Source organism: Pseudomonadota bacterium (assembly GCA_016719885.1).
Lineage (GTDB): Bacteria > Pseudomonadota > Gammaproteobacteria.
This window is the reverse complement of record JADJYF010000004.1, coordinates 140,558-165,000: the sequence shown is the minus strand read 5'-3', so window position 1 is coordinate 165,000 and position 24,443 is coordinate 140,558. Positions and strand designations below refer to the sequence as shown.

The following is a 24,443-nucleotide window of genomic DNA, read 5'->3' as shown; positions in this document are numbered from 1 at the left end:
CGCCTGCGCGCGCGCTTGCGTGGCACCGTCGTCACCGACGCCGCGGTGCGCAGTGTCGAACGCCTGGCGCAGGGCGTGGCCATCGAGCGCAGTGACGGCCGCGTCGAGCACTTCGACCACGTGGTGCTGGCCACCCACGCCGATGATGCGCTGGCCTTGCTGAACACGCCGAGCATCGATGAAAAGCGGCTGCTGGGCGCCTTCCGCTACGCACGCAACGTCGCCTACCTGCACACCGACGCGAATCTCATGCCGCGTCGTCGTCGCGCCTGGGCGAGCTGGAATTTTCTCGCGCGTGGCGTGGCCGATGATCACGAGGCGCTGTGTGTCACCTACTGGATGAACCGTCTGCAACCGCTGGCGACGCGTCAGCAGTGGTTCGTGACCCTGAACCCGGCCGACGCGCCGGGCGCCCACGCCACGCACTACCGCACCGAGTATCGCCATCCGCAGTTCGACAGCGCGGCGCTGGCGGCGCAGGCCGCGCTGTGGGACATCCAGGGCGTGCAACGCACGTGGTTTTGCGGCAGCTATTGCGGCTACGGCTTTCATGAAGACGGCCTGCAGGCCGGGCTGCTGGTGGCGGAACAACTGGGGGGCGTGCAACGTCCGTGGCCGCAACCGCACCAGGCGAGCCGCGTACCCGTGCCACCCGCCGCCGTGGCGCGGCGCTGGGCCAGCGCCGCATGACGCAGACGCCAGCGCGCGGGCCGGAGCTGTGCGTGGGCGAAGTCGTCCACCATCGCCTGCGCCCGGCCGATCATCACTTCAGCTACAAGGTGTTCTTCCTGCGCATTCCGCTGTCGCGCCTCGACGCCGTGCCGAACCGTTGGCTGGGCCGCGACCGCTTCAACCTGATGTCCTTCCACGTACGCGATTACGGACCGCGCGACGGCTCGGACCTGCTCGCCTGGGCGCGTGCGCAGCTCGCCGCCGCCCAGCTCGGCCACGTCGACGGCGAAGTGGTGCTGCAGACCTTCCCGCGCCTGCTCGGCTACGTGTTCAATCCCATCAGCTTGTGGTACTGCCATGATCGTGGCGGCGCGCTGCGCGCGGTGATCGCCGAGGTCAACAACACTTTCGGCGAACGGCACAACTACGTCTTGAGCCACGATGGAGGCGCGGAGATCACGGCGCGCAGCTGGCTCAGCACTGCGAAACACTTCCACGTCTCGCCGTTTTGCGAGGTGCGCGGCCATTACCGATTCCGCTTCGCGCAGGACAGTGCGCGCAGCGTGGCCCACATCGACTACTGCGACGGGCCGGCGCCCGAAGACAAGTTGATCCTCACCACCATCGCCGGCCGGCCCAAGCCGCTGGATGCGCGCGCGACGCTCGATGCGTTCGTCGCCTATCCGTTGTTCACCCTGGGGGTGATGGCACGCATCCATTGGCAGGCCTTCAAGCTGTGGCGCAAACGCGTGCCGTGGTTTCGCAAGCCCGCGCCGCCCGAATTCGACACTTCCCACTGAACGACAGACCATGGCCATCGAACACCTCTACAAGACCCGTGCCACGCGCTCCCTGCCCGCCAGCGCGCGCAACTTCATTGCGCTGCTGTCGCGGCTCACCCATGGCGAATTGAATTTCACCGCGCCGGACGGTACGCGCACCTGCTTTCGCGGCAGCGAAGCGGGGCCGCAGGCCGATCTCGAGTTCAGCGACTGGGGCGTGGCGGACGCGCTCTTGCGCGCGGCCGACGTCGGCATGGCCGAGTGCTACCGCGATGGCCGGCTCGAGAGCTCCGATGTCACGGCCCTCGTCATGCTGTGCGCGGCCAATGAAGCGGCGTTCGCGCGGCATTTCTACGCGCAGCCGCTGGTGGCGCTGCAGCTCTATTTGAAGCATTGGTGGCGCGCCAACTCGCGCGCGCAGGCCAAGCGCAACATCGCCGCCCACTACGACCTGTCCAATGCGTTCTACGCGTTGTGGCTGGACGAGACCATGACCTATTCCGCCGCCTGCTTCGACGGTGACGCGTCGCGTCCACTGGTCGATGCGCAGCGCGCCAAGTACGAACGCATGCTCGAACTGGTCGACGCACAGCCCGGTCAGCACATCCTCGAAGTCGGCTGTGGCTGGGGCGGCTTCGCCGAATACGCGGTCAAGACGCGCGATGTGCGCGTGACCGGCATCACGCTGTCGGCCGCGCAGCTCGCCTACGCCGAGACACGCATGCGACAGGCGGGCATCGCGGACCGCGTGAAACTGCAACTCATCGACTACCGTGACGTCGGTGGCCGCTACGATCACATCGTGTCGGTGGAAATGTTCGAAGCGGTCGGCGAGCGCTACTGGCGCCGCTACTTCGAAGCGCTCGCGGCGCGCCTCGAGACGGGCGGGCGCGCCGCACTGCAGGCCATCACGATTGCGCCCGAAGTGTTCCCGCGCTACCGGCGCACCAGCGACTTCATTCGCGAATACATCTTCCCCGGCGGCATGCTGGCGCCAGAACGGCGCATGGTGGCCGACGCGGCCCGCGCCGGACTCGCGCTCGAGCAAGCCTCGCGCTTCGGCCATGACTACGCCACCACCCTGACGCTGTGGCGCGAGCGTGTGCAGGCCGCCAGCGCGCCGATACGCGCGCTCGGCTTCGACGAACGCTTCATGCGCCTGTGGCAGTTCTATCTCAGCTATTGCGAAGCCGGCTTTCGCTGCGGACGCACCGATGTCGTGCACCTCGCGTTCCGTCATGCGCATTGAGAAAAGTCTCGCACGTCGGGGCTGCCTGCTGCTGGTGCTGAGCCTCGTGCTGTGCGCGCCGGCACTCGCCAGGGAGTTGCCGGCCGCCCTGCGCGACGAGGCGCCGCCGCTGGCACTGATCGGCAGCGCCGACATGCGCCATTTCGGTTTCAAGGTCTACACCGCGCGCCTGTGGACCACGGAGCGCGCCTTTCACGCCGAAAAGCCGTTCGCCCTCGATCTCGAATACGCGCTCGACATCGACGCCAGCGCGCTGGTCGACACCAGCATCGCCGAGATCCGCCAGCAGGGTTGGCGCGACGAGGCGCAGCTCGCCCGCTGGGCGCGGGACATGCGCGCGGTGTTCCCCGACGTACGCAAGGGCGATCGGCTGATAGGCCTGGCGCTGCCGGGCGAGGAGGCGCGCTTCTATTCCGCGCGCGGCTACCTCGCCAGCATTCGCGACCCCGCGTTCGTCGACGCCTTCTTTGGCATCTGGCTGCGCGTCGACACCAGCGCGCCGCGGCTGCGCGCGCGTCTGCTCGGCGACGGCGCGCGCACGCCGTGACGCGCCTGCCCAACGCACGGCTGCTGGCCTACGGTGCGCTCGCCGTGCCGCTGGCCATGCTCTCGTTGCCGCTTTACGTGCATGTGCCCAAGCTCTACGCGGAGCAGTTCGGGCTCGCGCTCGGTACCCAGGGCCTGCTATTGCTGGCGGCACGCGCGCTCGACGCAGTGCAGGATCCGTGGCTCGGGTTATGGGGCGATCGCGCCCGCGCGCGCGGCATCGGGCGGCGCGCCTGGATAATCGGCGGCGTGCCGCTGCTGGCGCTCGCCACGCTCGGCCTGTTCATGCCGCCGGCCTGGGCCCAGCCGCACATCGGCGCGTGGTTGCTGGCGATGCTGATGCTGGTGCACGCCGCGCTCGCGATGGTGCAGATCAATTACCAGGCCGACGGCGCGGAACTGTCCGAGCAGCTCGAAGAGCGCGCCCGCATCACCGCCATGCGCGAGGCACTCACACTGCTCGGCGTGTTGGCCGGCGTGCTGCTGCCGTCCTACTGCGTGATGATGGCCGGCACGCGCGCCGGCTACGGCGGGTTCGCGGCGCTGCTCGCGGTGCTGTTGTTGCTCGCCGCCATCATCACCGTGCACCTGTCGCCGCCGGCACGCGCGTGGCACGGCCATGCCGCGCAGGGCGGTGACTGGCGAGCCGTGCTGCGGCCACTCGCCAATCGACGCTTCCGCCACCTGCTGGGCGTGTTCGCCTTGAACGGTACGGCCAATGCCATCCCCGCCACGCTGGTGTTGTTCTATGTCGACCAGGTGCTGGGCGAAGCGGCGCTGGCGCCGCTGTTCCTGTGCAGCTATTTCGTCGCCGGCATGCTCGCCATGCCGCTGTGGCCATGGCTGGCGCGACGCCTGGACGTCGAACGTGCGTGGCTGCTCGGCATGTCGACCGGTATCGTGGCGTTCGCCGGCGCGGCGCTGCTCGGCCACGGCGACGTGCTGCCCTACCTCGTGATCTGCGTGGTGTCGGGCTGCGCGCTGGGCGCCGATCTCGCGCTGCCGCCGGTGCTGCTGGCAACCAGCATGGACGAGGATGGAAGCACCGCGCGCGGTAATACGGGCGGCGCCTACTTCGGCCTGTGGGCGCTGGTGACCAAGCTCAGCCTGGCGTTGGCGGCAGGCATCGCGCTGCCGCTGCTCGATGCGCTCGGCGACGGCGCGCGCGTGCGGTTCGCCGATGTCAGCCCGCTCGCCTTGCTCTACGCGCTGCTGCCCTGTGGTCTGAAGGGCGCCGCCTGCCTGCTGCTGATGCGCGGCGCCGCGCGACCATGCAAGATGATTCGGGCCAGGGCCGCCTGAACATGGCCATGAACCACCCAATCCGTGACTGGTCCGCCAAGCGCGTGTGGTTGCTGGGCGCGTCCAGCGGCATCGGCGCAGCCCTCGCCCGCGCGCTGCTGGCGCGCGGCGCACGGGTGGCGCTGTCGGCGCGTCGTGGCGCGCTGCTCGACGCATTGATCGCACCCTACGACGAGCAGCGCGCCTGCGCATTGCCGCTCGACGTCACCGACGCCGAGCGCGTGGCCGCGGCCGAGCAGGCGCTGGTGACGCGCTGGGGCGGATACGACCTGGTGGTGATGCTGGCCGGCGACTACCAGCCCCATGGCATCGCCGAATTCACGCTGGCCGACGCGCGGCGCGTACTCGACACCAATCTCGGCGGCGTCTACAACGTGCTGGCGGCGGTGCTGCCGCGCCTGCGCGCGGTGCGCGCCGGCGGCCTGGTGCTGGTCTCGAGCGTGGCGGGCTATCGCGGCCTGCCGCGCAGTCTCGCCTACGGGCCGAGCAAGGCGGCACTCAACAACCTCGCGGAGGCTTTGTATCTGGAACTCGCCAACGACGATGTGGCGGTGAGCGTGGTCAACCCGGGCTTCGTGCGCACGCCCCTCACCGCCAACAATCCTTTTCCGATGCCGGCCCTCGTCGATGCGTCCGTCGCCGCCGATGCGATCATCGCCGGGCTCGCGCGCGGCGACTTCGAGATCCATTTCCCGCGGCGTTTCACCCAGGTCATGAAGACGCTGGCGCTGCTGCCGGCGCCGCTCTACCTGCCGCTGATGCGATGGCTGACGCGCTGAACTTCGCCGACCCGCGGGTCGAACGCGTGTGTGCGTGGTGGCAGCACCTCACGCGCGATACGCTCGCGACCTTGCCACAGGTCTACGCCGGGCACGTGCACTTCGTCGATCCGTTCAACGACGTGCACGGCGCGGCGGCGCTCACGACGCTGCTCGAGCGCATGTTCGAGCGCCTCGTCGAACCGCGCTTCGTGGTGCTGGAAACGGCCGTGCAGGAACACGGCGCGGTGCTGGTGTGGGACTTCCACTATCGCCTGCGTGACTGGCAACCGGCGCGCCAGCGCCTCATCCACGGCGTCACCCACCTGCGCTTCGGCGACGATGGCCGCGTGGTAGAACACCGCGACTACTGGGATGCCGCCGCGCAGGTCTACGCCGAACTGCCGCTGCTCGGCGCCGTGCTGCGCTGGTTGCGCCGTCGCCTCGGCTGAAGCGCGCCGCCTGGAAATCACCACGTCGCGTGCGAGAATGGCGGCGCCCGTCGCGACGCCATCATCGGAAGCCTGCCCGCCATGCATCCCATTCTCGCCACCATCGGTCTGCTGACCGCCAGCAACGTGTTCATGACCTTTGCCTGGTACGCGCACCTCAAGACCCTCAATCACAAGCCCTGGCTGGTGGCGGCGCTGGTGAGCTGGGGCATCGCGCTGTTCGAATACCTGCTGCAGGTGCCGGCCAATCGCATCGGTCACAGCGCGCTGTCGCTCGGCCAGCTCAAGATCCTGCAGGAAGTGATCACGCTCACGGTGTTCGTGCCCTTCGCCTGGCTGTACATGAAGGAGCCGCCCAAGCTCGATTACCTGTGGGCGGCGCTGTGCCTGCTGGGCGCGGTGTACTTCGTTTTCCGCAGTCGCTGGTTCGGCGGCTGAACTTATCTCGCTATACTCGCGGCCATGAACAAATCCCACCCTCACCATCGCATACTCATCACCAACGACGACGGCATCCACGCTCCCGGCATCAAGCTCCTGGAAGAGATCGCGCGCACCATCACCGACGACGTGTGGGTGGTGGCCCCCGACCAGGAACGCAGCGGCGCGGGTCATTCGATCTCGTTGACCTTGCCGATCCGCATGCAGGCGCTCGGCCCCAAGCGCTTCCAGGTGGCGGGCACACCGACCGACTGCGTGTTGATGGCGCTTTCGCAGTGCATGGCGGACACGCCGCCGACGCTGTTGCTGTCGGGCATCAACAGCGGCGCCAACCTGGCCGAGGATGTCACCTACTCCGGCACCATCGCCGCCGCCATGGAGGGCACGCTGTTCGGCATTCGCTCGATTGCCCTGTCGCAGGTGCGCGCGCCCGGCGCGGTGGCCGACTTCGCGCCGGCCGCGGCCCGTTGCCCGGAGCTGTTGCGCAAGGTTGTCGGCCTCGAGGACTGGCCGGCGGGCTCGTTCATCAACATCAATTTCCCCGACGTGCCGGTGGCCGAGATCAGCGGCGTGCGACTCACCACCCAGGGCCAACGTCCGCCCGGTTCGTTTTCCATCATGCCGCGTGTCGACGCGCGTGCGCAGCCCTATTACTGGGTGAAGATTGCCTATACCAGCGGCAACGAATTCGAGAACACCGATCTGCACGCCATCGCCGACAAGGCGGTGGCGGTGACGCCGATCAAGATGGATTTCACCGACGCGGCCTGGCGTGCCAGGCTGGCCGGTGTGCTGGGCTGAGGAAACACCCATGCAAGGCGTATTTTTCGACCTGGGCGGCACGCTGTTCAGCTATCGCAACGTACCACGCGCGACCGCGCCGCTGCTGGTGGAAGCGGTCACGCGTCTCGGCGTCAAAGCCGGCCGCGACCAGATCCGCGAAGCCTATACCCAGGCTTCGCGCGACATGACCTTCGCCTATGCCGAGCGTGCCTACTACCTGCACGCGGATTTCTTCCACGACACCTTCATGCGTTTCGCCGACCTGTTGGCCGCGCCCCACGACGAAGCGGTGCATGACTGGTATCGCGAAGCGCATCGTGCCGCGATCGTTGACTGCCTGGTGCTGAAGGAGGACTGCGTCGAGACCCTGCGCCACCTGAAGGACGCCGGCCTCTACCTGTCGGTGGTGTCGAACATCGACGACGACATGCTCGAGCCCTTGATCGCGCGCGAAGGCCTGGATCGCTTTCTCGATCACTGGACCAGTTCCGAAGCCGCCCAATCGTGCAAACCCGACCGCCGCTTCTTCGAGGTCGCGCTGGAACGTTCGGGCCTCGCCGCCGGCGACGTGCTGTTCGTCGGCGATTCTCCCGAGCACGACATCATCGGCGCCAACGCGGTCGGCATGCGCACCGCGCTGATCCTCGACGGCGGCCTGCCGCCACCGCTGCAGACCGGCCGCATCAACGTCAGCGCCGATCACAACATCGCCACGCTCGCCGAACTGAAAGACATCCTGGCGGCCGCGCGGGGCGCCTGAGCGCGCTGCGCGACCCGCTTACACGGGATGCGGGTTGATCTACTATTAGGGGGTTGCCGATGCGCACCCACGGGTAAGCAGGTCGAGGCCAGCGACAGTGACGCGTGATGAACGCGTCGGGGGATGTCGTGATCTTCTTCGGCGCGCAGCAGCAGCCCCAACCAACCCATCTTGTCTTACAGGGAGAATCGTTCATGGCGACCAAGAAGAAACCCGCTGCCGCGAAGAAGAAACCGGCTGCGGCCAAGAAGCCCGCGGCCAAGAAAGCGGCACCGGCCAAGAAGCTGAGCACCAAGGACGCCATCAAGGCGGCCAACAAGGTGCTGATGGGCCACCTGGCCGCGGGCAATGCCGCCGCCGTTGCCGCCTGCTACAGCAAGAAGGCCCTGTTGATGCCGCCCGGCGCGCCGGCGCAGAAGGGCGCCAAGAACATCGCCGGCTTCTGGGCCGCGGCCATTGCGCAGGGCGTGAAGTCCGTGGTGCTCAAGACCCAGGAAGTCGACGAGCTCGGCACCACCGCCAACGAGTGTGGCGCCTTTACCTTGAAGGGTGACGGCGGCGCGGTGCTCGGCGCCGGCAAGTACATCGTGGTGTGGAAGAAGGAAGGCGGCGCCTGGAAGCTGCATCGCGACATCTTCAACGCCGACGCTTGATGCTTCGATGAAGGACGGCCGGATCGCAAGGTCCGGCCGTTTTTTTTGCACCCTTGAATGAATGTGCGAATAAATTCGCACCTACAACGGCGCCTGTAGGTGCGAATTTATTCGCACATTCACGGCGTGCCTCCCCATCCGCCCCCGATCCGTTACCATGGCTGCCGCCGGTAAACACCGGCGCGCACACCACATGGCCATCGCTCGGGGAGGAAACATGCGCCCATTGCTCGTCACCATCGCCCTTTTCTTTGCATTCGCTTTCAGCGGCGCGCACGCCGCCGCCACCATCGACGACAAGGCCCTGGCCGACGAGCACGATGGCGCCAACTGGGCCGCCTATGGCCGCACCTATAGCGAGCAGCGCTTCAGCCCGCTCGATCAAATCAACGAGAAGAACGTCGACAAGCTCGGCGTCGCCTGGGTCATGGACCTGCCCAACGATCGCTCCTTGAACGGCACGCCGCTGGTGGTCGACGGCGTGATGTACTTCCCGGGCAGCTACAACGTGGTCTACGCGGTCGAGGCCGCAACCGGCAAGCTCCTGTGGACCTACGATCCGAAGGTCATCGACACCGCCGGTGATCGCTTGCGCATCATGTGGGATTCGAGCCGCGGTCTCGCCTACTGGCAAGGCAAGGTCTACAACGCCACCGTTGACGGCCGTCTGATTGCCATCGACGCCGCGACCGGCAAGGAACTGTGGAACACCATGACCCTCGACCCGCGCAAGGCGCTGTTCGTGACCGGTGCGCCGAAAGTGTTCAAGGGCAAGGTCATCATCGGCAACGGCGGCACCGAATGGGGTCCGGCACGCGGTTACGTGACGGCCTATGATGCCGAAACCGGCAAGCAGGCGTGGCGCTTCTGGGTGGTGCCCGGCAATCCCGCCGACGGTTTCGAAAACAAGACCATGGAAATGGCGGCCAAGACCTGGAACGGCGAGTGGTGGAAGCACGGCGGCGGCGGCACGGTGTGGAACGGCATCACCTACGACCCCGAATTCAACCAGGTGCTGATCGGCACCGGCAACGGCTCACCGTGGAACCAGAAGATCAGGAGCCCGGGCGGCGGCGACAACCTGTTCCTGTGTTCAATCGTCGCGCTCGACGCCGACACCGGCGAATACAAGTGGCATTACCAGACCACGCCCGGCGAAACCTGGGACTACAACTCCAACATGGACATCGTGCTGGCCGACATGAAGTTCGGCGGCCAGACCATCAAGACCCTGTTGCACGCGCCCAAGAACGGCTTCTTCTACATCATCAACCGCGCCAACGGCGAACTACTGTCGGCCGAGAAATTCGGCAAGGTGACATGGGCCGAACGCATCGATCTCAAGACCGGCCGGCCGGTGGAAGTAAAGGGCGCGCGCTACGAGGACGGCGAAGAACTGGTGTGGCCGAGCGCGGTGGGCGTGCACAGCTGGCATGCGATGTCCTATAGCCCCGACACCCAGCTGGTCTACATTCCGTCGCTGGAGATGCCGGGCCTGTTCAACGACAAGGCCATCGCGCTCAAGACCTGGAAGTCGCCCGACTTCGCCTTCGATCCGGCCATCGACACCTTGCGCGGCGATGCCCCGGCCAATGCGGGCAAGGGCATGCTGCGCGCCTGGAATCCCGCCACCCAGAAGCTGGTGTGGGAACAGCCGCTGCCCGGCATCTGGAACGCCGGCACGCTCGCGACCCACGGCAACCTGGTGTTCCAGGGCCGCACCGACGGCCGCTTCGTCGCCTACCGCGCCACCGACGGCAAGGTGCTGTGGAATGCCGAACTCGGTCACGGCATCTCGGCGCCGCCGGTCACCTACACCGTCGACGGCAAGCAATACGTGTCGCTGCTGGTCGGCTGGGGCGGCACCGGTGCGTCGATGGTCGGCTCGATCGCGGCACAGCACGGCTGGGCCTACAAAGCGCAAGTGCGGCGCGTGTTCACCTTCGCGCTGGATGGCAAGATGGCGATCCCGAAACAGAACCCGCCGTTCTTTCCGAAGCCGATCGCGGCGCCGGATTTCAAGGTCGACGACAAGCTCGCCGAGGAAGGCAGCTGGCTGTTCAAGGAATCGTGCTCGATGTGCCACGGCGGCGGCGCGGTATCAGGTGGCTATGCGCCCGATTTGCGCGCTTCGCCGATGCCGCTCGACGCGGCGGCCTTCAAGGAAATTGTCGTCAATGGTCAGCGTCGCTCGCTCGGCATGCCGAATTTCAAGCAACTGGATGACCATAAGTTGGAGACCCTGCGTCACTACATTCGTCGCCAGGCGACGGTGCCGCAGGTGCTGGACGCCAATGCCGCACCGTCCAGTTCGGCGAGTCACTGACAGCGCGGCGCTTGGATGTGCGCGACCTCGAGCGTCGCGCACATCTCATCACAGCGAGGATCGCACCATGCACAAAGCCGTTCACTTCATCGCCGCCGCCGCGCTGCTGGCGGCGGCCGACGGCGCCAGTGCCGCCTGCGCCATCGCCACCGTCACCGGCACCTGGGGTTTCAGCTACGATGCGGTGGATTTCGCCGGCGCGCGCAACTGCGTCGGCGTGGGCTTGATGACGTTCAACTCCGGCACCGGCAGCAGCAACACCGTCAAGATCACGGCCCAGCGCAACAGCTGCGGCGGCGATCCGGTCGCGAGTTTCGCCGCCAGCGGCACCTACACGGTGGCTTCGACTTGCATCGGCAAGTCGACCAACCTCAAGTACAGCGGCAGCAGCAAGGTCTCGACGCTGGACTTCAACATCGTCCAAGCCGGCACGCGCCTGCAGTTCGTACTGGTACAGGGCAATGGCCTGACCCTGCACGGCGAAGCGTTCAAACGCTGACCTTCAGTTCGGGTCGCGCGGCCGCGCCGCGTGCTGTTCGACCCAGGCGGTGATGTCGGCCGCCGGCAGCGGCGGGCTGAACAGGTAACCCTGCAGCTCGTCGCAACCCTGGGTGCGCAGGAATTCGAGCTGCGACGCGAGTTCCACGCCTTCCGCCACCACCTTGAGATTGAGACTGCGCGCCATGCTGATGATGGTGCTGACGATGGCGGCGTCCTCGCCGCCGGTACCGAGTTCGCGCACGAAGGACTGATCGATTTTCAGCACGTCGATGGGCAGGCGCTTGAGATAACTCAAGGACGAATAGCCGGTGCCAAAGTCGTCGACCGCCACGCCGAAGCCGTGGCTCTTCAATTCATGCAAGGTACGGATGGCGGTCTGGCCGTCTTCCATCAGCACGCTTTCGGTCAATTCAAGGTCGATGCGCGATGCATCGAGTCCGGCGTCCGTCACCACCCGTGCCAGGCGTTGATGCAGATCCTTGACGCGGAACTGCATGGCCGACAGGTTGACCGCGCATTTCAGTGGCGCGCGCCCGACGCGGTCCCAGGCCACCAGTTGCCTGGCGGCATTGGACAGCACCCATTCACCGATGGGCACGATGAGGCCGGTCTCCTCGGCGATGGGAATGAACTCGGCCGGTGATACGCGACCGAGCTCGGGATGCATCCAGCGCACCAGCGCTTCGAAACCCACCACCTCGAGATCGCTGGCGCGCAGCTTGGGCTGGAAATAGACCATGAACTGGTCGCGGTCGAGCGCGCGGCGCAGATGCATTTCCACCGTCAGGCGCTTGAACGCGCGCGCGTTGAGCGCCGCCGTGAAGAACTGGTAGCAGTCGCGTCCCTCGCGCTTGGCCTGGGCCAACGCGCTGTCGGCGTGCTTGAGCAGATCGTCGGCGCTCGCACCATCGTCCGGAAACACGCTGATGCCGATGGAAGTGCGCGCGTAGATCTCCTGGTCGGCGATCTCGAACGGCTCGTTCAGGGCGCCGCGCAGCCGCCGCGCGATCACCGCCGCGTCTTCGGCGGTGGCGATGTCGGGCAACAGCGCGATGAACTCGTCGCCGGCGGCACGGCCGACGGTTTCGAGGGTCAAGGTTTCGCTCAACAGCGACACGCTGTCGCCGGCGCGCAGCACGGCGCGAAAGCGCTCGCCGACCGCGCGCAGCAGCTCGTTGCCGCTGGCGAAGCCCAGCGTGTCGTTGATGCGCTGGAAGTGGTCGAGGTCGATGGACAGCACCGCCAGGGAACGCTCGTTACGCTTGGCCAAGGCCAGCGCCTGTACCAGGTGGGCGCGTATCGAGGCGCGATTGGGCAGGCCGGTCACCGCGTCGAAATAGGCGAGCTGATGGATCTGCTGCTCGGCGCGGCGGCGCTCGGTGATGTCCTGCAGCGTACCGATGAAGCGTGCGCCGCCGTCCACCACGTTCTCGGCCAGCGCCACCACGTACAGGTTGCGCACTTCGCCGTCGCTGCCGGCGATGCGGAATTCGAGATTGAAGGAGTTGCCGTGGCGCAGCGCTTCGCCGAAGGCGACGTCCACGCGCTCGCGATCCTCGGCGATGGCGAGACGCGCCAGTTCCGTCAGATCGCCAATCACCACCGAGCGCGGCAGGCCCAGCACTTCGTAGGTTTCGCGCGACCACGGCTCGAACACGCCCTTGGCGTCGGCTTGCCAATGACCGAGGCGCGCGATGCGCTGCGCCAGCGCGAGGCGCGCTTCGCTGGCGCGCAGCGCGTCGGCGGTGCTCTTGGCGCGCAGCATGTAACGCAGGCGATGGCTCAGGAGATCGAAGCTGATGGGCTTGGTGACGAAATCCGTGGCGCCCACTTCGTAGGCATGGTTGATCGACTCGACGTCGTCGAGACCGGTCATCATCAACACCGGCACATGGCTGCCGAGCGGATCGGCGCGCAGCTGTGCGCAGGCCGCGAAGCCGTCCAGGCCGGGCATCAGCACGTCGAGCAGGATCACGTCCGGGCGCAGGCGCCGGAACTCCGCCACCAGCCGCTCGCCGTCGGGGATCTCCTCCACCAGGAAGCCGGCGCCTTCGAGCGCGGCGCGCGTGAGCGCGCGCAGCATCTCGTCATCGTCGACGATCAGGCACAGGGCTGGCGTGGTTGCAGTCATGAGCTGGCTTCCTTGGCGTTGGCGGGCAGTTCAACCTGGGGACGCAGCGCGCGCAATGCCGCTATCACGCCATCGAGTTCGAAATGCAGGACGTCGATGCGCGCCGCCACCGCCGGCAAGGCGCCGTCGCGCGCATGCAGTTCGAGTTCACCGCACAACTTGGCGAGCGCCGTGCCGCCGAGATTGGCGCTGCTGGATTTCAAGGTATGCACCGCGCGCCGCACCAGCGTGGCATCGCCCGCCGTGAGGCCGAATTCGATTTCGCTCAGCAAGCGCGGCACGCTGGCAAAGAACAGGCCGATGAGATGGGCCAGCAGGTCGGGTTTACCGTCGCGCTGCAGGGCGGTGATGCGCTCGATGATCTTGTGGTCCAGCACGGTACTCTGGGTGTCGTTGGTCGTGCACATCGCTACAGGCTCGTTACGGGTGGGGGCGACGGACTGCGGCAGCCAGCGTGCCAGCATGCGTTCCAGCTCGTCGCGCGTGAAAGGCTTGGCCAGGTAATCGTCCATGCCGTGGGCGAGACATCGCTCGCGGTCGCCTTCCAGCGCATGGGCGGTGAGCGCCACGATCGGCAGGCGCGCGTTGCCCTGCTGGCGTTCCCACCGGCGCAGCTCGGCGGTCGCCGCGTAGCCATCCATGACCGGCATCTGGCAATCCATCAACACCAGGTCATAAGGTTCGCGCAAGGCGTCGAGGGGATTCAAGGTCACCGCGTCCAGCGCTTCGCGGCCGTTGGTCGCGACCCGCACCTGGCAACCGAGACTTTCCAGCTGGCTGCGCGCAAGCTCCTGGTTGACCGCGTTGTCTTCCACCAGCAGCACGCGCGCGCTGAAGCGACGACCACCGGCGCGCGCGCCGACGGCGTCGGCGCGCGACAGCTTCGGTGCGCCAGCCAGCAGGGCCGCGTGCAGATCGCGCTGACGTACCGGCTTGGTGACGTAGGCGCTGACGCCGACCGCCAGCAGTTCGCCGGTCGATTCGAGATTGGCGACCGTGGTCAGCATGACCAGGCGCACGTGGCCCAAGCCGCGCTCGCCACGCACGCGGGTGGTGAAATAGCTGGCCGGCATGTCGGCCAGGTCGCGCGGGAAGATCACGGCCGCTGCCGGCGACGCCGTCGCCGCCTGGGCGCGCAGCGCGTCGAGGCCGCGCGCGCCGTCCGGCGCGGTCGTGACTTTCACGCCCCACGCTTCTAGCTGCGCGCACAGCACGGCTCGCGCGCTGTCGGCCGGCCCGATCACGACCACCGACATGCCATGCAGCGCCGCGCCGTCCAAGCCCGCATCGCTGACCTCGGCGCGCGCCGCCTTGCGCAATGGCACTTCGAACCAGAAGGTCGAGCCACGCCCCGCTTCGCTCTCGACGCCGATGGTACCGTGCATGAGTTGCACCAGCTGTTTGCAGATCGCGAGTCCCAGGCCCGTGCCACCGAACTGGCGGGTGGTGGAGCCATCGGCCTGGGTGAACGAATCGAAGATGCGCGCCTGGTGCTGGGCCGGAATGCCGATGCCGGAATCACTGACCGAGAAGCGCAGGCGCGCATGTTCGGCGTCGGCCTTCAGCGTCGCCACGCGCACCACCACCTCGCCCTGCTCGGTGAACTTCAAGGCGTTGCTGACCAGGTTGGTCAGCACCTGGCGAATGCGTTCGACGTCACCGCGATACACCTCGTGCATGTCGGCCGGCATGTCGCACGCCAGTTCCAGGCCGGCGCGATGGGCGGTCTCGGAGAACATTTCGCCGATGTCCTCGATGAACACCCGCAGCGAGAACGGTCGCTCGTCGAGCACCAGCTTGCCGGCCTCGATTTTCGAGAAATCGAGAATGTCGTTGATGATTTTGAGCAGGCTGCGCCCGGAGCGATGGATCATGTCCACCAGGTATTGCTGGCGACGATTGAGCTCGGTGCCCTGCAACAGTTCGGACAGGCCCAGCACGCCGTTCATGGGCGTGCGAATTTCATGGCTCATGTTGGCCAGGAATTCGGACTTGGCCAGCGCCGCGCCCTCGGCCGCGTCGCGTGCCAGGATCAGCGCGCGCTTGTCTTCCTCGTGCTGGACGATGCGCGCGCGCAGTGACTCGTTGAGTTCCTCGGCCTCGTGGCGCGAGGCCAGCAGCTCGTCGACGATGACGGTGTTCTCGAAACGCAGCGCCAGCGCCGTGCCGAGACCACGCGACAAGATTGAAGCATTGCGCAGCGTGATGGCGAGGTAGCAGGCGATCATCGCGCCGACCACCATGTCGACGTGATTGCCGGCCAGCACGTAGAAGGGAATGCACGGCATCAAGGCGGTGCACAGGAAGACTCGCGCGGCCGGCAACACCAGCGCGTAATTCGGCGCGCTGCCGGCCGTGACGCCGGCCAGCACCACCGCCACCAGCGCGCGAGAATCGCTGTCGTGCAGCAGCGGCAGGAACATGCCGAGCGCGCCCCAGCCGAGCCCGGCCGCCATCGTCGCCCACAGAAACGCGTGCAATGGCGGCGCATCGTCGCTCTGCTCCAGGCGCCGCACATCGCGTTGACTGCGCCACGCACGCACCGCGATCGAGATCTCCATGTACGCCAGCCATGACAACAGCAGCGCGTGGGGCAGCTCGTCCCACAACGCCCACACCGCCAACAGGCTGACCACCGCCCCACCGATGTAATTGCCGGTCAGGCCGCGCAGCGCGAGGCGCAGGCGCTCGCGCCGTACGCGCGGGTCGGTGTCGGGATCGACGTGCTCGGCGTCGCCGAGCCCGGCCTTGGCTAGCCGATGACGCACGATGTACTCAGGCCACGGGTCCCAGGTGCTCGGTGAAGAACTCGGCGGCGACGGCGTTCGATTGCGACAGGCCCGGTTCGACGTACAGCCCGGTCTGATCGAAGGGCAGGAACTCGAGACGCTTGGGTTCCAGGGCCCGCGCATGGAGTTCGGCCACCGTCCAGGCCGGATGCACGATGTCGTGCCCGGCGGTGCTGATGATGAGATAGGGGCGCGGCGTGATGCGATGCACGAAAGCCAGCGGACTGAACTCCAGGATCTTTTCTATCGATTCGAGCGTGATGGTGTTGCGCCAGGTCGGAAAGGCGTCGGGCATGACGGCGAAGAACTGCGCTATCTGTTCGTCGCAAGGCAGCGCGCACAGCGTGCCTGTTGGTCCGTACACCGGGATGCGCGCGCCCTTGCCGCCGGCAAAGCGCGTGGCGCGGTCGGCTTCCACCGCCGCGCGCAGCTGGCTGAATTCATGTTCGCTGCGCAATAGCTTGAGCCAGGTGTAACCATCGGTGACCGGCACCACCGCGCAGGCGGCCTTCACGCGTCGGTCCACGGCCGCCACGTAGCTGACCAGGGCGCCGGCGAAGCTCGCGCCCCAGATGCCGATGCGCTGCGGGTCGACATCGGCGCGGCCCTGCATGTAACTGATGGCGTTGCGGAAGTCCTCGGCCTCGTTGAGCGGAAACAACTGCCCGCGCGGACTACCGCCGGAATCGCCGAAGGTGCGGTAATCGATGGCCAATACCGTGAAACCCGCCTCGGCGAGGGCCTGGGCCTGGCCGGCAAGGCAGCCCTTGACCAGCGAAAAACCATGGCCCATGACCACCGCCGGCCCGCGCCGGCCGCGCCGCGCGCCTACCGGCTTGTACAGATCGGCGGCGCATTGCACCCCGGCGCTTTTGAACATCACCGTTTGAACCATGACTCACTCTCCCCTGCTGCCTGTGTGGGCATTGCGACACAGTGCGCAGACCTCTGCAAGCCGCCATCGAAGCGCGCGGCGGCGCTCAAGGTTAGCGGCCTCTCGGCCGCTTAAGCACAGGGCCGCCGCCGCCTCGTCGGCCAGTGCATGAAGGGAGGCCGCGCTGCCCCGCCAAGGTGATCGGAAATGAGCATGATCCACTGCATATACGCCAGTACCGCGAGCCGCGCCTATCGGCCCCAGGAGTTGACGGACATGCTGAACGATGCCCGCGCGCGCAATCTCGCGCGTGGCGTGAGCGGCATCCTGCTCTACATCGACGGCAACTTCTTCCAGGTGCTGGAAGGCGAAGCCTCGGTGGTCGACGCTCTGTATGCTCGCATCGCCCGCGACGAGCGCCATACCCGCGTCACCACCATCATGCGCGAGCCCATCGCGCGCCGCGCGTTCGCCGACTGGAGCATGGGCTTTGCCGAGCTCGACCCGGCCGAGCTCGGCGACACCTTGGGTCTCAACGATTTCTTCGACAGCGGCTCGTGCCTTGCAACGCTGACGCCCGGCCGCGCCAAGAAACTGCTGACCGCCTTTGCCGCCGGCCGCTGGCGCCATGCCGCGCCGCCCGCGCGCGATCTCAAGGTGGCCAATGCACGCTGATTTCGATGCCAGCGGCGTGGCCGGACTGTCCTATGCCTTTCAACCGATAGTCGACATCGCGAGCCGCCTGCCCTACGCCTATGAAGCGCTGCTGCGTGGCGCACGCAACGAGCCGGCGGGCGTGATCCTGGGCGCGCTGGACGAGACATCGATCGAGACCATCGACAAGCTGGCACGTCCGCGCGCCATCGCCCTGGCCGCGCGCCTCGGCATGCGCACGCGGCTGCACCTCAATTTCCAGCCGCGCTCGCTGGCCGCTTCCAATGCCGTCATCGACCAGACCCTGGCGGTGGCCCATCGCCATGGCTTCGACAACGAACGCGTGGTGCTGGAGGTGACCGAGACCCAGGTCATCGATGATCAGCGGCGCTTCGCCGATGCCATCAACGAATTCCGTGCCGAGGGCGTGATGGTCGCCATCGACGATTTCGGCGCCGGCTACTCGGGCCTCAACCTGCTGGCGAATTTCCAGCCGGACCTGGTCAAGCTCGACATGGAACTGGTGCGCGGCATCGCTCACCATGGGCCGCGCCAGGCCATCGTCCGGGCGATCCGCCAGGCCTGCAACGATCTCGGTATCGACGTCATCGCCGAAGGCGTGGAAACGCTGGAAGAATTCCACTGGTTCGAAGACGAAGGGCTGACGCTGTTCCAGGGTTACCTGTTCGCGCGGCCGGGCTTCGAATGCCTGCCGTCGCCGAGCTACCCCAGCGCGCGACCGATGATCCGCGTGCTCTAGCTGCGTAGTCGCCGACGCACGCTGCGTCAGCGCCTGCCGTTCGCCATGCGAGCAAGGCCGGCTTGGTGTACGTTAGACCCTCGACTGTTTCAAATCGAGGGGACCATCGCATCATGGATTTCGGCGTCGTCAGCATGAACACCGAGTACGGCATCCGCCCCGACGTCTGCGCGCGCGCGGCGGAAGAGCGCGGCTTCGAATCGGTGTGGTTTCCCGAACACACGCACATTCCCGCCAGCCGTGACACACCCTATCCGCTGGGCGGCGAGTTGCCGCGCCAGTATTCGCATTTCATGGATCTCTTCGTGTCGATGATGGCCGCCGCCGGCGCCACGCGGCGCATCAAGGTCGGCGCCGGCATCTGCCTGTTGATGGAACACGACCCCATCGTCGCGGCCAAGGCCATCGCCACGCTCGATACCTTGTCCGGCGGCCGCATCCTGTTCGGGGTCGGCGGCGGCTGGAATCGCGAGGAAATGGCCAACCACGGCACGCGCTTCGAAGACCGCTGGAAGATCCTGCGCGAGCGCGTGGCGGCGGTGAAGGCCATCTGGACCAAGGACGAAGCGAGCTATCACGGCGAGTTCGTCAACTTCGAACGCATCTGGTGCTGGCCCAAACCCGTGCAGCGTCCGCACCCGCCGGTGCTGCTCGGCGCGGTCAGCGGCGCGGGCCTGCAACGCGTGGTCGATTACTGCGATGGCTGGCTGCTGGTCGACCCGCGCGGCGGCGCCTTGCAGAAAGCCAAGGCCGAACTCGCCGAGCGCTGCGCGAAGAGCGGTCGTGACGCGGCGTCGATACCGATCACGGTGTTCCTGGCGATGGAGATGACGAACGCAATCCTGGACGAATACCAGGCGGCCGGCGTCACGCGCGTGGTGCAGTTCCTGCCGCCCGATAGCGAGGGCGAAGCGCTCGAGGTGATGGATGCCTGCGCGCGCTTCATCCCGGCTTATCGCTGACAAAAACCTGCGCGCGAATTGTGTGGGTCAGACTGAAGTCTGACCCACAAGGAAGCCTCAGCAGGCCTCGAACAGCCCCGCCGCGCCCATGCCCTTGCCGATGCACATCGACACGATGCCGAGCTTCTTCTGACGGCGCTTGAGCTCGCGGATGACGACGCCGGTCATGCGCGAGCCGGTCATGCCGAAAGGATGGCCGATGGCGATCGAACCGCCGTTGACGTTGTAGATATCGTTGTCGATGTCGAGCTTGTCGCGGCAGTACAGGCACTGCGAGGCGAAGGCTTCGTTGAGCTCGATGAGATCGATGTCCGACAGTTTCAAACCCGCGTATTTCAGCAGCTTCGGAATGGCGAAGATCGGGCCGATGCCCATTTCGTCCGGCTCGCAGCCCGCCACCGCCCAGCCGCGGTAATAGGCGAGCGGGGTCAGGCCGAGCTGCTGCGCGCGGCGCTCGGACATCAACAGCGTCATCGATGCGCCGTCCGACAGCTGCGAGGCATTGCCGGCGGTCACCGTGCCATCCTTCTCGAACGCCGGCGGCAGCGAGGCGAGCCCGGCCAGGGTGGTGTCGGCGCGGTTGCACTCGTCCTTGTCGACGGTGCCCTGCACGACCTTGGTTTCCTTGGTGTCCTTGTTGACGATTTTCAGCCAGTCGACGGTCATCGGCGCGATCTCGTCGGCCACGTAGCCGGCGTTGACCGCCGCCGCGTAACGCTGCTGGCTTTGCAGGGCGTAGGCATCCTGTTGTTCGCGGGTGACCTTGTAACGGCGCGCCACCACTTCGGCGGTGTTGCCCATCGGCATGAAGATCGCGGGCATCTCGGCCACCAGGCGCGGATGCTCGTCGAACTTGGCCGGCGTGCCGCGCTCGAGGCCGGTGATCGATTCCACGCCGCCGGCCATCGCCACTTCCGCGCAGCCGCTCATGATCTGGGTGGCGGCAATCGCGATCGCATTCAGACCCGACGAGCAGGCGCGGCTGATGGTCGCGGCCGACACGCTGATCGGCAGTTTCGACAGCGCCACGCCGTAGCGCGCGACATTGGCCGATTGCTCGCCGATCTGGCGCGCGGCGCCCACCACCACGTCGTCGACCTCGGCGCCGTCCAGCGCCGGGTTGCGCGCCAGCAGGCTGTCGATGCAATGGGCGATCAGGGAATCGGCGCGGGTCAGGTTGAAGGTGCCGCGATGGGCCTTGGCGAGACCGGTGCGGATGTTGTCGACGATGACGACCTGGTTCATGGCTTACCTTGCAGTGACTGTGGAATTCGGGCGCTATGGTAGCGCGTTGTTCAGACGATCTTGCACGGGATCTCGGCGTCCTCGTGGAAATGGTAGACGGCGCACAATCGATGGTAGCCGTCGGCGACGATCACGCGGCCGTGTTCGCCGTCGCGCACCAGCAGGATGGGCGACAGCGCCTTGCCGTCCTCGATTTTCTCGATGTTCTTCTCGACGTGGGAGTTGCTGACGCCGAGCAGCGACAGGCCCGAGGCGCGGAACACGTCCTTGGCCTTGAAGCCCTCGAGCGGCGCGTCGCGCAATTGCTGAACGCGCTGCGAAGCCAGCGCTGGTTCGAAGATCAGCGACAGGTAGGACAGCGCGGCCGGATAGTTATGCGGCTCGGGCTGCGCCAGCCAGTTGATGTCGGGAATCGAATCGTTCTTGCCCATGGCCGCTCCGCGCCGCGAAAAATGCCATTGTAGGTGCGAATTCATTCGCACACTCGAGGAATGCCCGGTGAGTGTCAGCGCACCACCATGCGTTCCCAGGCGCTCGAACGCCAGCGCCCCAGCATCAGCACCCCGACCAGGCTCACGTACACCACCGCCGCCATCCAGGCGCCCGCCGCGCCCAGCCCGTATTGCGGCAGCCAGTCGACAAAGCCATGGCCGGGCGCGAAGGCCAGGCTGTGGGCGAGCGGCACGAACAGCAACCACGAGCTGCCGAGTATCACCACCGCCGGCACCGTGGCGTCACCGGCGCCGCGCAGGCAGAAACTCGCGCCGAGGATCATGCCGTCGAACAGTTGATAGGCGGCAGCCAGCCACATCAGCGCGATGCCGGCGCGTGCGACCTCGGCCGACAATGGGTCGCCGCTGGCCAGGAACAGCGGAATGGTCCAGTCGCTGGCCAGTCCGAGCGCGAGACCGATGCTGCCCATGTAGACCATCGCCAGCGCCACCACCGCGTTGCCCAGGCGTCGCGCCCAGCGTTTGTCGCCCGCGCCTATCGATTGCCCGACCAGCGTGGTGCCGGCCAGGGCAATGCCGATGGCCGGCATGTAGGCTATCGAGGTCAGCATCATGACGATTTGCGAGGCCGCGCCGTCGCTGGGGCTCAACTTCACCACCATCAATTGAAACAGCGCGAAGCCGAACAGGTCGGCGGCCAGACCGATGCCCATCGGCAGGCCGAGACGGAACTGGCGCACCAGGCTGAGGGTGTTGATGCGCCAGGTGAGGCGCGCGCCGTAGCGCGCCAACGCGCCGCCGCCCAGGAACATCGCCAACGCGATCGCGAGCCCCAGCGCGGTGGCGCAGTTGGTGGCCCAGGCCGCACCCGGCACGCCCCACTCCAGTTTGAAGATGAACAGCCACGCGAGCGCGGCATTGACGCCGAGGGTCACGAGGTTGATGACCAGCGTGACGCGCGCGCGACCGATGCCGTTGAAGAAGCCGAGCACCGCCCACAGCGCCACGCCCAACGCCGCGCCCCACATGCGCGGCTGCCAGAATTGCAGCGCCAGCTCCCGCACCTCCTGGTCCAGCGCGAAGGGCGCCAGGATCCAGGCGCCAGCCAGCCCGACCACCACGAACACCGGCGCGGTGAACAGCGACGCCCACAGCGCCGTCCAGGTGGCCTGCGCGGCGCGGTGGTAGCGGCGCGCCATGAGCCTGCGCGACCACGGTCTGCACCGCCATCGCCACGCCGCCCAGCACGCCGATGAACACGATCACCAGCCAGTGCACCGCGCCCATGCCGGCCATCGCCAGCGTCGAAATGTGCCCGATGAACCAGGTGTCGGTGAGATTCATGGCGGCCTGGATGGCGCTGTTGGCAATCAGCGGCCCGGCCAGCGCCAGCACCGCACGCCAGTCGACATGGGCACGGCCGGCGCCGTCGAAGCGCTGCGCCGGCAGGGATGAGGTGGCGGGGTTCATGCGGGGGCTTTCCTGGGTAGGTGCGAATTCATTCGCACATTCATTGTCTGGCGATGTTCCCTCGCCACGCCAGCGGTGTGCGAATGAATTCGCACCTGCGGCGACTTGCAAGGCTGCTGCCGGCCTTCGACAATCCCGTCCACAACGCCCTCACTCCTAGGATCACCCATGAATTACGACGTCATCATTGTCGGCGCCGGCTTTGCCGGCATGTACATGCTGCACAAATTGCGCACGGCCGGTTACTCGGCCCAGGTGCTGGAAGCGGGGGACGGCGTCGGCGGCACCTGGTATTGGAATCGCTACCCGGGCGCGCGCTGCGACGTGCAGAGCATCGACTACTCGTTTTCTTTCGATCCGGACCTCGAGCAGCAATGGCAGTGGAGCGAGAAATACGCGACCCAGCCCGAGATCCTGCGTTACGCCAACCATGTCGCGGACCGATACGACCTGCGCCGCGACATCCGCTTCGGCACCCGCGTGAAGCAGGCGCGTTTCGATGACGGCGCCAATGCCTGGCGCATCGAGAGCGACAGCGGTGAAATATTCACCGCGCAATTTTACGTGATGGCGACAGGTTGCCTGTCGGTGCCGAAGGACATCGACATTCCCGGCGCCGAGCGTTTCGGCGGCCAGACCTATCACACCGCGCACTGGCCGGCGGACGGCGTCGATTTCAGCGGCAAGCGCGTGGCGGTGATCGGCACCGGTTCTTCGGCCGTGCAATCGATACCCTTGATCGCGGCCCAAGCCCGCCAACTGACGGTCTTTCAGCGCACGCCGGCCTTCAGCCTGCCGGCCGCCAACCGGCCGCTGGACCGCTACGAAATTGCGGCCATCAAGGCCAACTATCGCGAGCACCGCGAAGCGGCGCGCCATTCCGCGTTCGGCGTGCCAATGCCCATCATCACCACCTCGGCGCTGGAAGTCAGCGCCGACCAGCGCCAGCGCGCCTACCAGGCCGGCTGGGACAGCGGCACCTTGAACGGCATGCTGCAGAGCTTCGGCGACCTGTTGCTCAACCAGGCCGCCAACGACACCGCCGCCGATTTTATGCGCGACAAGATTCGCGCCATCGTGCGTGACCCGGTCACCGCCGAGACGCTGTGCCCCTACGATTTTCCCTTCGGCACCAAGCGTCCCTGTCTCGACACCGGCTACTACGAGACCTTCAACCTGCCGCACGTCGAACTGGTGGACCTGCGCAAGACGCCGCTCACGGCCATCACCGCCGGCGGCATACGCACCGCTGACCGCGAGCGCGACTTCGACTGCATCGTGTTCGCGACCGGCTTCGACGCCATGACCGGCGCACTGGTGAATGTCGACATCCGCGGCGTCGATGGCTTGAGCCTGAAAGACAAGTGGGCCGACGGTCCGCGCACGCTGCTCGGTCTCGGCATCGCCGGCTTTCCGAACCTGTTCACCATCACCGGCCCCGGCAGCCCGTCGGTGATGAGCAACATGATGGTCTCCATCGAGCAGCACGTGGATTGGATAGCGGCGTGCATGGAGTTCATGCGCGCCCGCGGCCACCGCCGCATCGAGGCCAGCGCGGAGGCCGAGGCGGCGTGGGTCGAGCATGTCAACCAGGTCGCCGACGCCACGCTCTTTCCCAAGGCCAATTCCTGGTACATGGGCGCCAACGTACCGGGCAAGCCGCGCGTGTTCCTGCCCTACATCGGCGGCGTCGGCCCCTATCGGCAGCACTGCGACGAAGTCGCGCGGGCGCCTACACGGGCTTCCGTTTCGCGCCCGCGGCCACGCAGGCGGCCTCGGCCGGCTGAACGCCACACGCTTCCCCGATAGCGCGTGATACGGTCGCCGCGCCGCCGCTATAATCGGCGGCGCTCGGCTTGCCGGCGATCGCACACGACGCGT

At 66.8% G+C, this 24,443-nt stretch carries 22 protein-coding genes and 1 pseudogene (1 of these 23 cut by a window edge); 17 read left to right on the top strand and 6 right to left on the bottom strand.

Annotation, left to right across the window (positions count from 1 at the left end):
• The 13 genes from IPM80_04450 to IPM80_04390 all read left to right on the top strand — a co-directional run.
• On the top strand, positions 1–690 hold the 3' portion of the coding sequence (locus IPM80_04450; GenBank protein ID MBK8957687.1) for an FAD-dependent oxidoreductase. Its footprint begins 672 nt before the window's first position; the window shows 690 of its 1,362 coding nt (coding positions 673–1,362); its start codon lies off the left edge, out of view; its stop codon occupies positions 688–690.
• Positions 687–1,472, top strand: coding sequence for a DUF1365 domain-containing protein (locus tag IPM80_04445; GenBank protein ID MBK8957686.1), 786 nt, complete (start codon positions 687–689; stop codon positions 1,470–1,472). Before IPM80_04450 ends, IPM80_04445 begins: the two co-directional genes overlap by 4 nt.
• 10 nt (positions 1,473–1,482) lie before the next feature.
• A complete protein-coding gene (locus tag IPM80_04440) occupies positions 1,483–2,703 on the top strand; it encodes a class I SAM-dependent methyltransferase (protein ID MBK8957685.1) in 1,221 nt (406 codons plus the stop codon).
• Complete coding sequence (locus tag IPM80_04435) at positions 2,693–3,250, top strand: chalcone isomerase family protein (protein MBK8957684.1); 558 nt, start codon at positions 2,693–2,695, stop codon at positions 3,248–3,250. Before IPM80_04440 ends, IPM80_04435 begins: the two co-directional genes overlap by 11 nt.
• Positions 3,247–4,551 carry an MFS transporter gene (locus IPM80_04430; protein MBK8957683.1) on the top strand — a complete coding sequence of 435 codons (1,305 nt, stop codon included), beginning with the start codon at positions 3,247–3,249 and terminating at the stop codon, positions 4,549–4,551. The genes IPM80_04435 and IPM80_04430 overlap by 4 nt, the downstream gene beginning before the upstream one ends.
• 8 nt (positions 4,552–4,559) lie before the next feature.
• Complete coding sequence (locus IPM80_04425; protein ID MBK8957682.1) at positions 4,560–5,330, top strand: SDR family NAD(P)-dependent oxidoreductase; 771 nt, start codon at positions 4,560–4,562, stop codon at positions 5,328–5,330.
• Positions 5,315–5,761, top strand: coding sequence for a nuclear transport factor 2 family protein (locus IPM80_04420; GenBank protein ID MBK8957681.1), 447 nt, complete (start codon positions 5,315–5,317; stop codon positions 5,759–5,761). Before IPM80_04425 ends, IPM80_04420 begins: the two co-directional genes overlap by 16 nt.
• A gap of 81 nt (positions 5,762–5,842) precedes the next feature.
• Positions 5,843–6,199, top strand: coding sequence for a DMT family protein (locus IPM80_04415; protein MBK8957680.1), 357 nt, complete (start codon positions 5,843–5,845; stop codon positions 6,197–6,199).
• 24 nt (positions 6,200–6,223) lie between these two features.
• The gene (gene surE / locus IPM80_04410; GenBank protein MBK8957679.1) at positions 6,224–7,003 is read left to right on the top strand and encodes a 5'/3'-nucleotidase SurE; all 780 of its coding nucleotides are present in this window, start codon (positions 6,224–6,226) and stop codon (positions 7,001–7,003) included.
• 10 nt (positions 7,004–7,013) lie between these two features.
• A complete protein-coding gene (locus IPM80_04405; GenBank protein MBK8957678.1) occupies positions 7,014–7,745 on the top strand; it encodes an HAD family hydrolase in 732 nt (243 codons plus the stop codon).
• A gap of 194 nt (positions 7,746–7,939) precedes the next feature.
• Positions 7,940–8,398: a nuclear transport factor 2 family protein gene (locus tag IPM80_04400; GenBank protein ID MBK8957677.1), complete on the top strand. Its 459-nt coding sequence runs from the start codon at positions 7,940–7,942 to the stop codon at positions 8,396–8,398.
• Between the two features lie 217 nt (positions 8,399–8,615).
• Positions 8,616–10,724 carry a PQQ-dependent dehydrogenase, methanol/ethanol family gene (locus tag IPM80_04395; protein ID MBK8957676.1) on the top strand — a complete coding sequence of 703 codons (2,109 nt, stop codon included), beginning with the start codon at positions 8,616–8,618 and terminating at the stop codon, positions 10,722–10,724.
• 67 nt (positions 10,725–10,791) lie between these two features.
• A complete protein-coding gene (locus IPM80_04390; protein MBK8957675.1) occupies positions 10,792–11,223 on the top strand; it encodes a hypothetical protein in 432 nt (143 codons plus the stop codon).
• A gap of 3 nt (positions 11,224–11,226) precedes the next feature.
• Here IPM80_04390 and IPM80_04385 read toward each other — a convergent pair whose 3' ends face one another.
• Genes IPM80_04385 through IPM80_04375 form a run of 3 tightly spaced genes read right to left on the bottom strand, consistent with a single transcriptional unit; the run spans position 11,227 to position 17,040 of the window.
• Positions 11,227–13,356, bottom strand: coding sequence for an EAL domain-containing protein (locus IPM80_04385; protein MBK8957674.1), 2,130 nt, complete (start codon positions 13,354–13,356; stop codon positions 11,227–11,229).
• Positions 13,353–16,124: a response regulator gene (locus tag IPM80_04380; protein ID MBK8957673.1), complete on the bottom strand. Its 2,772-nt coding sequence runs from the start codon at positions 16,122–16,124 to the stop codon at positions 13,353–13,355. The genes IPM80_04385 and IPM80_04380 overlap by 4 nt, the downstream gene beginning before the upstream one ends.
• 7 nt (positions 16,125–16,131) lie before the next feature.
• Positions 16,132–17,040, bottom strand: a complete 909-nt coding sequence (locus tag IPM80_04375; protein ID MBK8957672.1) for an alpha/beta fold hydrolase — start codon at positions 17,038–17,040, stop codon at positions 16,132–16,134.
• Between the two features lie 186 nt (positions 17,041–17,226).
• Here IPM80_04375 and IPM80_04370 point away from each other — a divergent pair, with 186 nt between their 5' ends.
• The 3 genes from IPM80_04370 (at position 17,227) to IPM80_04360 (ending at position 19,395) form a co-directional block, all read left to right on the top strand.
• Positions 17,227–17,694 (top strand): BLUF domain-containing protein, encoded by a 468-nt coding sequence (locus IPM80_04370; GenBank protein MBK8957671.1) that lies wholly within the window; start codon positions 17,227–17,229, stop codon positions 17,692–17,694.
• The gene (locus tag IPM80_04365) at positions 17,684–18,433 is read left to right on the top strand and encodes an EAL domain-containing protein (GenBank protein MBK8957670.1); all 750 of its coding nucleotides are present in this window, start codon (positions 17,684–17,686) and stop codon (positions 18,431–18,433) included. Before IPM80_04370 ends, IPM80_04365 begins: the two co-directional genes overlap by 11 nt.
• 113 nt (positions 18,434–18,546) lie before the next feature.
• Complete coding sequence (locus IPM80_04360; GenBank protein ID MBK8957669.1) at positions 18,547–19,395, top strand: LLM class F420-dependent oxidoreductase; 849 nt, start codon at positions 18,547–18,549, stop codon at positions 19,393–19,395.
• A 57-nt stretch (positions 19,396–19,452) separates the two neighbouring features.
• Here the strand turns inward: IPM80_04360 and IPM80_04355 are convergent, their stop codons facing one another.
• The 3 genes and pseudogenes from IPM80_04355 to IPM80_04345 all read right to left on the bottom strand — a co-directional run bounded on the left by IPM80_04355 (position 19,453) and on the right by IPM80_04345 (position 22,562).
• Positions 19,453–20,640 (bottom strand): thiolase family protein, encoded by a 1,188-nt coding sequence (locus IPM80_04355; protein ID MBK8957668.1) that lies wholly within the window; start codon positions 20,638–20,640, stop codon positions 19,453–19,455.
• A 50-nt stretch (positions 20,641–20,690) separates the two neighbouring features.
• Positions 20,691–21,071 carry a hypothetical protein gene (locus IPM80_04350; protein ID MBK8957667.1) on the bottom strand — a complete coding sequence of 127 codons (381 nt, stop codon included), beginning with the start codon at positions 21,069–21,071 and terminating at the stop codon, positions 20,691–20,693.
• Positions 21,072–21,145: 74 nt separating this feature from the next.
• Positions 21,146–22,562: pseudogene (locus IPM80_04345) on the bottom strand (MATE family efflux transporter).
• Between the two features lie 168 nt (positions 22,563–22,730).
• Between IPM80_04345 and IPM80_04340 the strand changes: the two are divergent.
• The gene (locus IPM80_04340; protein ID MBK8957666.1) at positions 22,731–24,371 is read left to right on the top strand and encodes an NAD(P)/FAD-dependent oxidoreductase; all 1,641 of its coding nucleotides are present in this window, start codon (positions 22,731–22,733) and stop codon (positions 24,369–24,371) included.
• Positions 24,372–24,443 lie beyond the last annotated feature (72 nt).

Coding starts and splice junctions, on each gene's coding strand:
- IPM80_04445 (MBK8957686.1), top strand. CDS start 687: ATGACGCAGACGCCAGCGCGCGGGCCGGAGCTGTGCGTGGGCGAAGTC.
- IPM80_04440 (MBK8957685.1), top strand. CDS start 1,483: ATGGCCATCGAACACCTCTACAAGACCCGTGCCACGCGCTCCCTGCCC.
- IPM80_04435 (MBK8957684.1), top strand. CDS start 2,693: ATGCGCATTGAGAAAAGTCTCGCACGTCGGGGCTGCCTGCTGCTGGTG.
- IPM80_04425 (MBK8957682.1), top strand. CDS start 4,560: ATGAACCACCCAATCCGTGACTGGTCCGCCAAGCGCGTGTGGTTGCTG.
- IPM80_04420 (MBK8957681.1), top strand. CDS start 5,315: ATGGCTGACGCGCTGAACTTCGCCGACCCGCGGGTCGAACGCGTGTGT.
- IPM80_04415 (MBK8957680.1), top strand. CDS start 5,843: ATGCATCCCATTCTCGCCACCATCGGTCTGCTGACCGCCAGCAACGTG.
- surE (MBK8957679.1), top strand. CDS start 6,224: ATGAACAAATCCCACCCTCACCATCGCATACTCATCACCAACGACGAC.
- IPM80_04405 (MBK8957678.1), top strand. CDS start 7,014: ATGCAAGGCGTATTTTTCGACCTGGGCGGCACGCTGTTCAGCTATCGC.
- IPM80_04400 (MBK8957677.1), top strand. CDS start 7,940: ATGGCGACCAAGAAGAAACCCGCTGCCGCGAAGAAGAAACCGGCTGCG.
- IPM80_04395 (MBK8957676.1), top strand. CDS start 8,616: ATGCGCCCATTGCTCGTCACCATCGCCCTTTTCTTTGCATTCGCTTTC.
- IPM80_04390 (MBK8957675.1), top strand. CDS start 10,792: ATGCACAAAGCCGTTCACTTCATCGCCGCCGCCGCGCTGCTGGCGGCG.
- IPM80_04385 (MBK8957674.1), bottom strand. CDS start 13,356: ATGACTGCAACCACGCCAGCCCTGTGCCTGATCGTCGACGATGACGAG.
- IPM80_04375 (MBK8957672.1), bottom strand. CDS start 17,040: ATGGTTCAAACGGTGATGTTCAAAAGCGCCGGGGTGCAATGCGCCGCC.
- IPM80_04370 (MBK8957671.1), top strand. CDS start 17,227: ATGAGCATGATCCACTGCATATACGCCAGTACCGCGAGCCGCGCCTAT.
- IPM80_04365 (MBK8957670.1), top strand. CDS start 17,684: ATGCACGCTGATTTCGATGCCAGCGGCGTGGCCGGACTGTCCTATGCC.
- IPM80_04360 (MBK8957669.1), top strand. CDS start 18,547: ATGGATTTCGGCGTCGTCAGCATGAACACCGAGTACGGCATCCGCCCC.
- IPM80_04355 (MBK8957668.1), bottom strand. CDS start 20,640: ATGAACCAGGTCGTCATCGTCGACAACATCCGCACCGGTCTCGCCAAG.
- IPM80_04350 (MBK8957667.1), bottom strand. CDS start 21,071: ATGGGCAAGAACGATTCGATTCCCGACATCAACTGGCTGGCGCAGCCC.
- IPM80_04340 (MBK8957666.1), top strand. CDS start 22,731: ATGAATTACGACGTCATCATTGTCGGCGCCGGCTTTGCCGGCATGTAC.